Source organism: Halomicrobium sp. HArcel3, assembly GCF_058933135.1.
Window position 1 is genome coordinate 37,266 of record NZ_JBZYDN010000008.1, and the last position, 12,613, is coordinate 49,878.

General features: G+C 68.5%; 11 protein-coding genes. 4 read left to right on the top strand and 7 right to left on the bottom strand.

The features are described from left to right. Nucleotides 1-17 precede the first annotated feature (17 nt). Nucleotides 18-1,370 carry a bifunctional hydroxymethylpyrimidine kinase/phosphomethylpyrimidine kinase gene (gene thiD, locus AC5FRV_RS17135; protein ID WP_493562303.1) on the bottom strand — a complete coding sequence of 451 codons (1,353 nt, stop codon included), beginning with the start codon at nucleotides 1,368-1,370 and terminating at the stop codon, nucleotides 18-20. A gap of 173 nt (nucleotides 1,371-1,543) precedes the next feature. Between thiD and AC5FRV_RS17140 the strand changes: the two genes are divergently transcribed. After that, nucleotides 1,544-1,702: a DUF7331 family protein gene (locus tag AC5FRV_RS17140; protein ID WP_493562304.1), complete on the top strand. Its 159-nt coding sequence runs from the start codon at nucleotides 1,544-1,546 to the stop codon at nucleotides 1,700-1,702. An 81-nt stretch (nucleotides 1,703-1,783) separates the two neighbouring features. On the opposite strand, the gene AC5FRV_RS17145 is transcribed toward AC5FRV_RS17140, so the two are convergent. Continuing rightward, the gene (locus AC5FRV_RS17145) at nucleotides 1,784-2,725 is read right to left on the bottom strand and encodes a DMT family transporter (RefSeq protein ID WP_493562305.1); all 942 of its coding nucleotides are present in this window, start codon (nucleotides 2,723-2,725) and stop codon (nucleotides 1,784-1,786) included. A 392-nt stretch (nucleotides 2,726-3,117) separates the two neighbouring features. Between AC5FRV_RS17145 and AC5FRV_RS17150 the strand changes: the two genes are divergently transcribed. Then, the gene (locus AC5FRV_RS17150; protein WP_493562440.1) at nucleotides 3,118-5,400 is read left to right on the top strand and encodes a glycoside hydrolase family 3 N-terminal domain-containing protein; all 2,283 of its coding nucleotides are present in this window, start codon (nucleotides 3,118-3,120) and stop codon (nucleotides 5,398-5,400) included. Between the two features lie 248 nt (nucleotides 5,401-5,648). On the opposite strand, the gene AC5FRV_RS17155 is transcribed toward AC5FRV_RS17150, so the two are convergent. The 3 genes from AC5FRV_RS17155 to AC5FRV_RS17165 all read right to left on the bottom strand — a co-directional run bounded on the left by AC5FRV_RS17155 (nucleotide 5,649) and on the right by AC5FRV_RS17165 (nucleotide 7,776). After that, entirely contained in the window at nucleotides 5,649-6,281 is a 633-nt protein-coding gene (locus AC5FRV_RS17155; RefSeq protein ID WP_493562306.1) for a DsbA family oxidoreductase, read from the bottom strand. A 346-nt stretch (nucleotides 6,282-6,627) separates the two neighbouring features. Continuing rightward, the gene (locus AC5FRV_RS17160; protein WP_493562307.1) at nucleotides 6,628-6,960 is read right to left on the bottom strand and encodes a thioredoxin family protein; all 333 of its coding nucleotides are present in this window, start codon (nucleotides 6,958-6,960) and stop codon (nucleotides 6,628-6,630) included. A 36-nt stretch (nucleotides 6,961-6,996) separates the two neighbouring features. Then, the gene (locus tag AC5FRV_RS17165) at nucleotides 6,997-7,776 is read right to left on the bottom strand and encodes a DUF7847 domain-containing protein (protein ID WP_493562308.1); all 780 of its coding nucleotides are present in this window, start codon (nucleotides 7,774-7,776) and stop codon (nucleotides 6,997-6,999) included. Between the two features lie 198 nt (nucleotides 7,777-7,974). Here AC5FRV_RS17165 and AC5FRV_RS17170 point away from each other — a divergent pair, with 198 nt between their 5' ends. Beyond that, a complete protein-coding gene (locus AC5FRV_RS17170; RefSeq protein WP_493562309.1) occupies nucleotides 7,975-8,382 on the top strand; it encodes a hypothetical protein in 408 nt (135 codons plus the stop codon). A gap of 78 nt (nucleotides 8,383-8,460) precedes the next feature. Further along, nucleotides 8,461-11,175: a DNA mismatch repair protein MutS gene (gene mutS / locus AC5FRV_RS17175; RefSeq protein WP_493562310.1), complete on the top strand. Its 2,715-nt coding sequence runs from the start codon at nucleotides 8,461-8,463 to the stop codon at nucleotides 11,173-11,175. 19 nt (nucleotides 11,176-11,194) lie between these two features. Here mutS and nucS read toward each other — a convergent pair whose 3' ends face one another. Both nucS and AC5FRV_RS17185 read right to left on the bottom strand, forming a co-directional pair. Continuing rightward, nucleotides 11,195-11,935, bottom strand: coding sequence for an endonuclease NucS (nucS, locus tag AC5FRV_RS17180; RefSeq protein ID WP_493562311.1), 741 nt, complete (start codon nucleotides 11,933-11,935; stop codon nucleotides 11,195-11,197). 12 nt (nucleotides 11,936-11,947) lie between these two features. After that, a complete protein-coding gene (locus tag AC5FRV_RS17185) occupies nucleotides 11,948-12,499 on the bottom strand; it encodes a DUF6735 family protein (protein WP_493562312.1) in 552 nt (183 codons plus the stop codon). Nucleotides 12,500-12,613: the final 114 nt, after the last annotated feature.

The following is a 12,613-nucleotide window of genomic DNA, read 5'->3' on the forward strand; positions in this document are numbered from 1 at the left end:
AGTCGGACGGGCTCTTCTCAGTCCGCGTCCTCGGCCGCGTCGAGCAGCCGCTCCGTCCGGTCGACGAGCGTCCCGGTGTCCGGAGCGAGCAGGGCGACGCCCGCCTCGCCTCGCGTCGGATCCACGACGGCGACGGGCGGGACGTCGTCGTCAGCCGCGGCCTCGTTGACCCGGCGAGCGAGCGGTCGGTCGTTCCCGTCGGCGTCGCTGGCGTCAGCCGATAGCTCGACGACTGGACCGTCGAACTCGGCGAGCGCCCGGTCGAGCGCCGGGGAGCGACGGCACTCGAGCGCGAACCGGGTCGTCGGGGCCACCTCGCGGACGGCCAGGACCAGGGACGCGAGCCGACCGCCGGCTCCGAAGCGGACGCCGCGGTTGGCTCGCAGTCCGTCCCGCGTTCGACCGATGCCGCCCTCGACGGCCGCGACGTCCCGGGGCGATTCGGCGTAGGGCGTCGCGCCGGCGACGTTCGTCCCGTCGGCCGGTACCAGTACTTTCGGCGCCCGGTCGACCAGCAGGCCGACGACGCGCTCGACGGCCTCGACGGTCTCGCCGCGGGCCGCTTCGTTTCGAGCTTCGACGAGGTGGTGGACCGACCCGGGGCCCTCGCCGACGTCGACGCCGTAGCGGACCGCAGAGGCCAGCAGGGAGACGCCGTCGCCCACGGCGCTCGGCAGGTCGTCGCCGTGGGCCAGTCGCGTCGCCACGGCGCTGGAGAGCGTACAGCCCGAGCCGTGGGTCGCGGCGGTGTCGACCCGGTCGTGGCGGAAGCTGTGGGTCGTCTCCTCGGTGACGAGCACGTCGACGACGTCGTCGCCGGGGACGTGGCCGCCCTTGACGAGCGCGGCGTCGGCGCCCATCTCGACCAGCACGTCACCGGCCTCCCGGGCGGCGTCGACGTCGGTCACGTCCACACCGGTCAGCACTGCGGCCTCGTCGGCGTTGGGCGTCACGAGTGTCGCCGCGGCGACGAGGTCCTCGTAGGCAGATTCGGCCGCGGGTTCGAGCAGTCGGTCGCCCGACGCGGCGACCATCACCGGGTCGACGACGAGGTTCGGCAATCGGTCGGCGTCGTCGACGACGGTCTCGACCACCTCGCGCCGGCCGAGCATCCCGGTCTTCACCGCGGCGACGTCGAAGTCCGAGAGGACGGCGTCGATCTGGGCCTCGATCTCGGCGATCGGGAGTCCGTGAGTCCCCTGGACGCCGCGCGTGTTCTGGGCCGTGACGCTCGTGATGGCGCTCGTCCCGAACGCGCCGCCGGCCTCGATGGTCTTCAGGTCCGCCTGTATCCCCGCGCCGCCGCCCGAGTCGCTCCCCGCTATCGTGAGAACGACCGGCGGGCGGACGGGTGCGGATCGTCGCGTCATAGTGATCCTCTGGAACCACTGGGTGGTAAGAGGTGGTGGTTCGGCCCGGCGCCGCGCGGTCGTGAGCGCCCGCTCGCAGACCTGCCGCGCAGTCGGACGAACGCGCGCCGACACCGCTGCCGTCCGAGGGTTTACCCGCTCGAAGCCCCTAGAACGGGTGCGACCCTCCCACAATGAGTGACGACGAAAACACGGACGACGCCCGGTACGGGTTCTTCAGGACGGACGAGGGAGACACGGTCCTCTACGACCGGCACAATCCCGAAGCGTGGATCCAGTCGACGTTCTCGGTAGCGGTCGGCGCGACCGCCGGGGCCGAGACGAGCGCCTGACCAGGCGAGCGCGAGGCAGAAACGGAACTGACGCCGTGTCCACGGAGTTCGCCGATATCGTTCGCTGCGAATAGCTGCTGGTCATCCCAGCGCGATGACCGTCACGCCGACGACGGCCAGCCCGGCGGCGACGAGTCGGATCCGGAAGTGCTCCTCGCCCAGCAGGAGCCCGCCCAGGACGACTGCGACGACGGCCTGCGTGTTGACGATCGGTGAGGCGACGCTGGCCGGGAGCGCGCCGAAGGCGTACATAGCGACGTGGTTCGCCGTCGCGAGTAGCAGCCCAGTCGCGGCGAACTTCGGGAGGTCCCCGCGCACGTCGACGCGGACGGGCTCCGCCGTTGCGGCGGTGCCACCGTCGGTCACCGTCGAGGATCGGTCGAGCGCCGCCGACGGCCAGTTCCGGGCCGCGATGGGGGCGAGCGAGGCCGTCAGCGTGGCGAACAGGACGACGACGAACGTCTGTGGCGGGACAGCGAGTTCCTGCATCAGCGTCCGCTTGCCGACGTCGACGACCGCGAAGGAGGCCGCGGAGGCCAGCGCGAACTGCGCCGGCCGGGCCGATACGGCGCGCTGCAGCGGTTCGAGCAGTTCGCCGGGGCGGTAGTTCGCCACGTAGATGGCGATCGTCGCGACGACGACCCCGACCACCTGGAGCGCCGAGAGGTACTGGTCGAGCAGGAGGACCTCCAGCGGCAGCACGAACACCGGGATGACCTTGCTGATGGGAGCGACGTAGGAGACGGCGCCGACCGCGATGGCCCGGAAGAAGGTGAGGTTCCCCACTAGCGTGAACCCGACCGTGGTAGCGAGGACGAGGACGCCGGTTCGACCGAAGCCGGGCGGGAAGAAGCTTCCGTCGACGGTCAACAGCGCGACCGGGACGTACCAGACGAGCGCGAAGGCGAACGCGAGGAAGACGTACACAGTCGCCGGGTAAGCGCTGAAGTACCGCTTGATCACGAAGAGGTAGCTCCCGAACAGGAACGCCGAGACGACGGCGAACAGGAGGCCCAGAGACACGACCGAACGTCTGCGATCGATCCTCAAGAGCGTCCCGTTTGGGGGGCTGTGCGCGGAACGGTGACAATCGACACTGTACGCCGGACGCGGCGAACCGGGCTACGGGAGCGCGTTCCGAGAGCGCGTGGCGGGTGCGCGCGAGAAGCTGGCGACCAGGTGGCGAGCGACTGCGGCCGATTTTGTTCAGCTATAACGAACGATCGCGCCGGGTATCGGAACGTTCGAGCGCGGCTGTTCGGTTCCGTGGAACGAAAAGTGGTAGTCGACTGAGAAATCGCCGAAGGGTTTAGCACCTCAACCACGACGGGTCGGGTGTGACAGCGACGGACAACCCACCCTATCGCGACGCATCGCTGCCCGTCGAGCGGCGGGTCGACGACCTCCTCGACCGGATGACGCTCGAGGAGAAGGTCGCCCAGCTGACCGCCGTGCCGGCCCGGTACATGGCGCTGGACGAGAGCGCTGCCGAGACCGCCGTCCACCTGCTTGACGAGGACGGGAACATCAACCGCGACAACGCCCGCGAACTGATCGGGGACGGCGTGGGCCACTTCACTCGCCTCGGTGGCGGCGGCAGCCTCGAACCCGAGCGCGCCGCCGAAGTGACCAACGAACTCCAGGAGATGGTCCAGGAGGAGACCCGCCTGGGTATCCCGGCAGTCCCCCACGAGGAGTGTCTCAGCGGCTACATGGGCCCCGACGGCACCACCTACCCGCAGGGCATCGGCTTGGCGAGCACGTGGAACCCGGACCTGGTCGAGGAGATGACCACCCGCATCCGCGAGCAGTTGCAGGCCATCGGCACCGTCCACGCGCTCTCGCCGGTGCTCGACGTCGGCCGCGACCCGCGCTGGGGCCGCACCGAGGAGACCTTCGGCGAAGACGAGTACCTCGTCGCCGAGATGGCCAGCGCGTACGTCCGCGGACTCCAGGGCGAGGACCCCACCGAGGGCATCTCCGCGACGGTCAAGCACTTCGCCGGCCACGCCGTCGGCGAGGGCGCCAAGAACCGCTCGTCGGTCCAGATCGGCGAGCGCGAACTCCGCGAGGTCCACCTCTTCCCGTTCGAGGCGGCCATCCGCGAGACCGGCGCCGAGTCGGTGATGAACGCCTACCACGACATCGACGGCGTCCCCTGCGCGAAGGACCGCTCGCTCCTGACGGGCATCCTGCGCGAGGAGTGGGGCTTCGACGGCACCGTCGTCTCGGACTACTTCAGCGTCCGCTACCTCGACGACGAGCACGGCGTCGCCGCCGACCACTACGAGGCCGGTATCCAGGCCCTCGAGGCCGGCATGGACGTCGAACTCCCACAGGTCGCCGCCTACGACAAGCTGGTCGACGCCGTCGAGAACGGCGACCTGGCCGAGGAGACGGTCGACGTCGCCGCCCGGCGCGTCCTCCGCCAGAAGGTCGAGAAGGGGGTCATCGACGACCCCTTCGTCGACGTCGATTCGGTCTCCGAGGAGTTCGGCCCCGACGCCGACCGCGACTACGCCCGCAAGCTCGGTCGCGAGTCCGTCACGCTCCTGAAGAACGCCGACGACCTGCTCCCGCTCGTGGGCGAGGAGTCCGTCGCCGTCGTCGGCCCGAAGGCCGACTCTCCGGAGGGCCAACTGGGAGACTACGCTTACGCGGCCCACTACCCCGAGCGCGACGCGAATCGCGAGGTCGTGACGCCGCTCGACGCGCTCGAAGAGCGCCTGGGCGACCAGGTCACCTACGCCGAGGGCTGTACGACGACCGGCCCCGCGACGGAGGGCTTCGAGGACGCCGTCGCCGCGGCGGAGGATTCGGACGTCGCCGTCGCCTTCGTCGGCACCCGCTCGGCCATCGCCTTCAGCGACCCCGAGGCCGACATGGTCGAACAGCCCGACGTACCCACCAGCGGCGAGGGCGCGGACGTCACCGACCTCCAGCTCCCCGGCGTCCAGCAGGAACTCGTCGAGGAGCTCCACGACACGGACACGCCACTCGTCGTCGTCCAGGTCACCGGCAAACCCCACGCCATCGAGTGGATCGACGACAACGTCCCGGCGATTCTCCAGGCCTGGCTCCCCGGTGAGGAGGGCGGCCACGGCATCGCCGACGTGCTCCTGGGCGAGCACAACCCGAGCGGTCGGCTCCCCGTCTCGGTCGCCAAGAACGTCGGCCAGCTGCCGGTCTACTACAGCCGCAAGCCCAACAGCCGCAACGAGAACCACGTCTACACTGACGAGGACCCGCTCTATCCGTTCGGCCACGGCCTGAGCTACACCGAGTTCGAGTACGGCGAGGTCTCGCTCTCCGAGACCGAGGTCGGCCCCGCCGACACCGTCACCGCCACCGTCACCGTGGAGAACACGGGCGAGATGGCCGGCCACGAGGTCGTCCAGCTCTACACCCACCAGGACAACCCGAGCCTGGCCCGCCCGGTCCAGGAACTCCGCGGCTTCGAGCGCGTCCACCTCGAACCCGGCGAGTCCGCGACCGTGAGCATCACGCTCTCGACGACGCAACTCGCCTTCCACGACACGGACATGGATCTCGTCGTCGAACCTGACACCTACGAGGTCCGCGTCGGCGGTTCCGCCGCCGACATCCAGTCGACCGCGACCTTCGACGTCGTCGGCGAGCGCTACGAGGTCCCCACCAGCGGCCGTGCGTACTTCAGCGAGTCCAGCGTCGAGGAATAGCGACCATCACACGGTTGATTTCTTTCTTTGCGAGACGAACAGCGACAGCCACCGCTCGATAACGACTTCGGCAACCACCGTGGGTGGGGCATCGAAAGGGGCCGACCGCTCGTCGAGCGAGAACCACCAAGCACGGCCGCAGGCCGCGCGCAGGTGCGTTCGGAGCCGACGAGCGGGAGGGGGCTTTCGGGGCTGTTAGTCACTATCGCGTCAGTTTATTAGCTGATTCAATCAACTCAAAGCGCTCCCTACACTCCCTCGACCAGTCGTTCGAACTGTTCGGGCGGAATCGCCCCGCGAGCACTGTATTCGCCGTAGACGAAGGTCGGGATGCCCGTCACGCCGGCGTCCTGGGCGGCGTCGAAGCGCTCGCGCAGACGCTCGTCCCACTCGCTGGTGAGCGCCGAATCGACGACGTCCTCGTCCAGGTCGACGTCGACGGCGATCTCCCGAAGCACGTCCGGGTCGCCGATGTCGCGGCCGTCCTGCCAGTGGGCGTCGAAGAGTCGCTCGTGGAGGCGCAGGAACGCCTCCTCACCTACCTCCTCCCTGACGTACAGCGCCACCTGCTGGGCGTTCCAGGAGTCGACCTCCATGGAGGCGTCGACGTTCATCTCCACGTCGTACTCCTCCTTCAGCTTGCGGACGTTCTCGCGGGCCTTTTCGAAGTACTCGTCGTCCTTCCCGTCGTCGACGTCGCTGTCGATGCTCCCGTCGGGGTTGCGCTTGTACCCCCGCAAATCGTAGAGGTGCCACTGGACTTCCGGCGGGTCCTCTTTCGATTCGAGGTACTGTTCCATCGCCGCCTTGCCGAGGTAGCAGAATGGACAGACGTAGTCCGAGAAGACGATCAACTCGTTTTCCTGGGTCTGTGTGCTCATGCTCAACGCTTTGGACTGGGGCCTGAAAAGTCTGGAGTGACGTGAGGGTAACCGGGATGGTGAGAAATGGGGATGGCTTGCTACTGCACTGCAGAGTCAGCTAACGAGAACAACTTGAAAGCCCCCTCCCGCTCGGGTCGGGAGGCTCGCTTCGCTCCTCGGCCTGGCGGCCTGCGGTGCTTGCGTCGCCTGCCTTCCCCGAGCGGAAGGTCGGCTCCGCCGACCTTCTATAACCTGGCGGCTTCGCCGCCAGGCGGTCGGCCCCTTTCAGTCCCGCCCGGTGGTCTCTTCGCCTCGCCGGAACACGCCGGATGGTCTCTTCGCCTTCAAACCTCTGTGGTCGCTCCTAATCTCCGACGAACGCGAGCAGGTCGTCGGCCGGGACGAACCCGTCCTCTCTGGTGTCGACGAGGTCGCCGTCCTCGAAGTAGAGGAGTTTGGGGACGGAGCGGACGTCGTACTCCTCGACCAGCGGCGGGTCGTTGCGGGGGTTCATCGTCACGACGGCGACGTCGGCGCTGCGGGCGACGCCGCTCAGGACGGGCTCCATCGACTGGCAGATGCCGCAGCCGTCGGTGTAGAACTCGACGAGCACGCGGTCGTGGCTCGCGACGAAATCGTCGAGTTCGGTCTTCGAGTCGAGCGGGATCGGGCGGTCAAGTTCTTCGGCCGTTGTCATACCCGGTGGTAGGGGACCGAGCGGGGTAAGGCTGTCTCAGGCCGGCGTCGACGGCGCGTCGGCGGTGGTCGACTCGCCGCCGTCGATGCCACCGGTGTCGCCGCGAAGCAGGTTGAACGCGCTGGTGAGGACGCCGAGGCTGTACAGTGATATCGGTGCGATGACGACGATCTGGACGACGTTGATGATGGCCTGGTCCAGACCGGCGAGGGTCACGACGAATGCGCTGATGCCGAAGATCGCGCCGAAGGCGAAGCCGATGCCGACGATGACCGCGCCGAGCGCGAACAGGGCGAATCGGTCCCCTTCGGTGAGCCGCCAGCTCTTGCGCATCCCGGCTACGAGGTTGTCGCCTTCGACAGCGACGTAGATGGGCCAGAACGTCAGCACCACCATCAGGAAGATACCGGGGATAATGATCAGGACGAACCCGATGGTCACCACGATACTGTAGACGATGTAGCCGACCACGAGGTTCACGAGTGCCAGCGCGACCCCACCGGTGAGGTGGTCGCTCCGGATCGAGTGGCGCTCGCCCGCGACGAATGTCCGAATCGCAACCACGAAGAGGTACACCGTAGCGAGTAAGGAGACGACGGTGAGGGCACCACTCGCTGCCAGGGGGAGGTCCACGGCCGGCGAGAACGTGCCCATCGTCTCGATTCCGTTCTGTGTGAAGTACGTCTTCATCGCGCTGTTCATCGCCACGAGGTAGACCACGTTCACGACGAGGTACGCGACGAGTAACGTCGCGCCGGCGCGGTTAGCGACCCTGGTGAACCCGTCTTTGAGCGCTGTGCCTATCGGGAGGGACATTGTAGATGCAGGATTACCGGGACGGGTGATGTATTTTTCGGGTGTGTCGGCGTTAGATTATGATCCATTCGGACATTCACTTCTTCCCCGGCCCCGACCGGGCCGCAGTAATGCGTTTCCGGACGTGACCTTCGGCAGGAATTGACCGTTGAACGAACCTGCAAAGCTATTGCCAGGTAGAGTAAATCCACCGACCAGATGGCGGGGGGCCGACGGCGGGAACGTAATCGCGTGAACGTCTTCGAGATCGACGAGACGTACGTCTTCAAACACTACTTCACTGGCGACGACGTGTTCGCGCGGCTCAGGCCCTACTACAACTTCCACCAGTACCGCTTCGAGGTGCCGCCCGACGAGTTCGAGGACCTGCAGTCGTTCCTCGCCGGGGAGGGGTATGGGCTCGTCGTCGTCGACGCCGTCGAGGAGTTCGTCGTCGCGGTGAAGCAGTACACCGCCCATCCGGACCGCATCTTCGAGCGGTCGGTGATGCAGCGGAGCGCTGACGGGTACAACTTCTTCCTGCTGACCGACGACGAGGCCGTGGACCGGGCGCTCGACGACGGCGCCAGGGAAGTCGACGCGGTGCCCGCCGAGAGTCCGTTCTGACGGGTGGGCGTCCCATCGCCGTCACCGCCCGCGCCCGACCCCAAAGGGTATTTGACCGACGGACGCCCCAACCCATCCATGGACGCGGCGCTGGGGCCACCCGAGAAGATGGCCGAGAACGCCGACGAGCTGACGCCGATGATGAGCCAGTACTTCGAGCTCTGCGAGCGCTACGACGACTCGCTCGTGCTGTTCCAGGTCGGCGACTTCTACGAGGCGTTCGAGGCGGCGGCGGAAAAGGTCGCGCGCCTGTGCGAGATTACACTCACCAAGCGGGAGGACTCGACTGGCCAGTACGCGATGGCGGGCATCCCCATCGACAACGCCGAGAGCTACGTCGAGACCCTCCTCGATGCGGGCTACCGCGTCGCCGTCGCCGACCAGGTCGAGGACCCAGACGAGGTGTCGGGCGTGGTCGAACGGGCTGTCACCCGGATCATCACACCAGGGACGCTGACCGAGGACGCGCTGTTGCGGAGCCCGGACAACAACTACGTCGCGGCGCTGACGACGGATTTGCGCAGGTTCGGCCTCGCCCTGCTGGACGTCTCGACGGGCGACTTCTACGCGACGAGCGCGGGTCACGTCGACGCCATCGAAGACGAGGTCGGGCGGTTCGCGCCCGCGGAGGCCATCGTCGGCCCGAACGTCGCGGGGGCCGCCGACGCGGACGACGTCTTCGGTCCGGCGTGCATGGTGACGCCATACGACGAACGGGTCTTCGAGCGCGACGTGGCCGGCGAGCGCGTGGGATCGTACTTCGGGAACCCCGACTCGCTGCTGGCCGACGACGTAGAGGTCCGGGCCTGCGGGGCCCTCCTCGAATACGCCGAGTACACCCGCGGCGGCCAGAGCGGGACGGCCGACGAGATCGCCGCGACGGCGACCGAACACGGCCGGCTCGACTACCTCAACCACCTCACGCGGTACGACCCGCGCGAGTACATGCTGCTCGACGCCGTCGCGCTCGACAGTCTGGAACTGTTCGAGCGCCGTTCGGTCCGGGGCCACGAGGGCCGCACGCTCGTGGACACGCTCGACGAGACCGCCTGTGCGCTCGGACGGCGACAGCTCAACGACTGGATCCGCCGGCCGCTGCTCGACGAGGAACGCATCGAGAGCCGCCACGCCGCCGTCGAAGAACTCGTCGGCGACGTTCAGACCCGCGAGCGACTCCACGACCTGCTGACCGACGTGTACGACCTCGAACGCCTGATATCCAGAGTCTCTCGCGGTCGCGCGAACGCCCGCGACCTCCGCTCGCTGGCGGCGACGCTGGCCGTCGTCCCGGAGGTGAAGGAAGCCATCGCCGATGCCGAGAGCGACCTGCTCGCGGACCTCCACGAGACGCTGGACCCGCTCACCGAGGTTCGCGAGGAGATAGAACACGCCATCCGCGAGGACCCGCCCCAGGAGGTGACGGAGGGGGACGTCGTCAAGCCCGGCTACGACGAGACGCTGGACGACCTGCGCGAGACCGAACGGTCGGGCAAGCAGTGGATCGCCGACCTGCAGGCCGACGAGCGCGAACGCACCGGCATCGAGTCGCTGAAGGTCGACCACCACGCCGTCCACGGCTACTACATCGAGGTGACCGACGCGAACGCCGATCTGGTGCCCGAGGACTACCAGCGCCGCCAGACGCTGAAAAACGCCGAGCGGTACGTCACGCCCGAACTCAAGGACAGGGAGGACGAGATATTCCGGGCCGAACAGCGCGCGGACGACCGCGAGTACGAGCTATTTCGGCAGGTCAGAAACGACGTTGCCGCCGAGTCCGAGCGCGTCCAGGCGCTGGCCGACAGACTCGCGACGCTGGACGTGCTGGTGGCTTTCGGCGAGGTCGCCGCGAACCACGACTACTGCCGGCCGTCGGTGGGCGGTGACGTCATCGACGTCGAGGGCGGGCGCCACCCCGTCGTCGAGCGGACCGAGGACTCGTTCGTCCCGAACGACGCCCGCTTCACGCCCGAGGACCGTTTCGCCGTCATCACGGGGCCGAACATGAGCGGGAAGTCGACGTACATGCGCCAGGTCGCGCTGACCTGCGTGCTCGCCCAGGCCGGGAGCTTCGTCCCGGCGCGGTCGGCCGAACTCCCCGTCGTCGACCGCGTGTTCACCCGCGTCGGCGCCAGCGACGACATCGCCGGCGGGCGCTCGACGTTCATGATCGAGATGACCGAACTCGCCGACATCCTCTCGGGCGCGACCGAGCACTCCCTGATCCTGCTGGACGAAGTCGGTCGTGGCACCTCGACGGCCGACGGCCTCGCCATCGCCCGCGCCGTCACCGAGCACGTCCACGACGATATCGGCGCCTACACGCTCTTCGCGACCCACCACCACGAACTGACTGCGGCGGCCGACGACCTGGCGGGCGTGTTCACGCTCCACTTCGAGACGCGCCAGGTCGACGGCGACGTCGTCTTCGAGCACCGGGTGGCTCCCGGTGCCGCGGCGGCCTCCTACGGCGTCGAGGTGGCGAAGATGGCTGGCATCCCCGACGCCGTCGTCGACCGCTCGCGGACGCTGCTGGACGCCGAGCGCGCCAGCGAGTCCGGTTCCGACGCCGCCACGGCTGGCGGCGACCCCGCGACGAACGGATACGGCGTGGACGCGAACGGCGAGAGCGCCGACCACGGAGTCGAGGACGAACCGGACGACGAGTCTCCGGCCGCGCCGACGGACGACGGCGGTCTCTCCGAAGCGCTTCGGGCCCTCGACGTCGCGACGATGACGCCGCTGGAGGCGATGAACGCGCTCGCGGACCTCAAGGAGCGCGTCGACGACTGAGAAACGGCTCGGAGATTGTTCACTCGGCCGTCGGTTCGAGCGCGACGAACTCCATCCCCTTCTCGGCGAGGAGTTCGCGCGCCCGGTCGGTGATAGAAGGCGCGACGAGAATCCCACGGATAGCGGCGTCGTCGTGCAGGTCGCGCTCGAGCGCGCCGACGTAGCGGTCGACCTGGCCGACGGCGTCCGGGCCGACCCGGCGGCGCTTCAGTTCGACGACGACGGTCCGGCCGTCCGCGTCCTCGCCGTAGATGTCGACAGCGCCCGCCGGCGTGTTCCGTTCCGTCGACAGCGGCGTGAACTCGGGTTCGACCAGGTCGGGGTCGTCGAGGATGCGCTGGCGGAGGTCCTCCTCGGTGCCGGTGACCGAGAGGTCGGTCGGGTCGGTGACGTCGAAGCTCGCCACGTGAGTCACCTCCTCGAAGCGAACGGTCAGCTCCTCCTCCGGAGTCGGTCGCTCGCTGCGAACGACGACGTGTCCCTCGTCGATCGCCACCTCGTGGTCGCAGCCCGGCGGCTGCCAGTTCACGGGCTGCTGGCCCTCGTCGGTGTGGACCAGCGCGGAGCCGTCGGGTTTGAGCATGACGTGGCGGTCGCCTGGTCCGAGCGTGCTGGCCGCGCGCCCCTCGTAGTCGACGGTACACCGGCCGAACAGCGTCACCATCGCCCCCCGGTCGAGGCCGTGCTGGGCGAGGGCCTGGGCCTCCTCCGGGGTCGGGTGCGTGATGGACTGGACCGGCGTCCCGTCGGCGGTCGTCACGCTCCCCAGTAGTCACCCGTCGCGTAAAAAGGACGCGTCGTCCGGCGAGTACAGCGTTCCCTGCACCGACAGCGCCCGGCGGAGCGTCGCCCGCGCCGACTCCGGAGTGAGCGTCCCGTCGGCGACGGCCCCCGAGAGCCGGGACTTCGTCTCGACGTACCAGCCCCGGAGCGTCTCGGGGTCGTCGTCGGGGTCGACCAGCACCAGTTCCTCCCCGACCCCCATCGGGTCGAGCCAACAGACGAGGTAGGTCGTCGTCTCGAAAGCCGGCGAGACGACGACTAGCGACTCGTAGCTCACGTCGACAGCGTCGACCACGTCGGCGGCGGTCGCTCCGACCGTGAGCGGTCGGGGGTCGACGCGCGTCGTGATCGGTGGCTCGTACCCGTTCCGTCGCTCGACGCCGAGGTCGGTCGCAACGTCGTCCGTGCCGGAGTGAGGAGCGGAGCCGCCCAGCGGCGACGTCGGGCCGATGGCGGCAGAGAGGTTCTCGCCCCAGTGGGCGTACCGGAGGGTGAACGTCCCGTCTGGCTGGCGGTAGGCGACGAGTGCACGGTGGCCCATCGGTGGGCGTCGCTGGCCCCCTCATCCGCCAAAAAGGTCGGCACGGACCCGGACGCTGACCGCGGGAAACCCGGGTCGGCCACGACGAGACGGTCCGGGAACGCGCGGACCAGC

Bases quoted from the DNA above. Each gene is read 5' to 3' on its own strand.
- AC5FRV_RS17170 (WP_493562309.1), top strand. From the start codon at position 7,975: ATGGCGGGGGGCCGACGGCGGGAACGTAATCGCGTGAACGTCTTCGAG.
- AC5FRV_RS17140 (WP_493562304.1), top strand. From the start codon at position 1,544: ATGAGTGACGACGAAAACACGGACGACGCCCGGTACGGGTTCTTCAGG.
- AC5FRV_RS17150 (WP_493562440.1), top strand. From the start codon at position 3,118: ATGACGCTCGAGGAGAAGGTCGCCCAGCTGACCGCCGTGCCGGCCCGG.
- thiD (WP_493562303.1), bottom strand. From the start codon at position 1,370: ATGACGCGACGATCCGCACCCGTCCGCCCGCCGGTCGTTCTCACGATA.
- AC5FRV_RS17160 (WP_493562307.1), bottom strand. From the start codon at position 6,960: ATGACAACGGCCGAAGAACTTGACCGCCCGATCCCGCTCGACTCGAAG.
- AC5FRV_RS17185 (WP_493562312.1), bottom strand. From the start codon at position 12,499: ATGGGCCACCGTGCACTCGTCGCCTACCGCCAGCCAGACGGGACGTTC.
- AC5FRV_RS17165 (WP_493562308.1), bottom strand. From the start codon at position 7,776: ATGTCCCTCCCGATAGGCACAGCGCTCAAAGACGGGTTCACCAGGGTC.
- AC5FRV_RS17155 (WP_493562306.1), bottom strand. From the start codon at position 6,281: ATGAGCACACAGACCCAGGAAAACGAGTTGATCGTCTTCTCGGACTAC.
- mutS (WP_493562310.1), top strand. From the start codon at position 8,461: ATGGACGCGGCGCTGGGGCCACCCGAGAAGATGGCCGAGAACGCCGAC.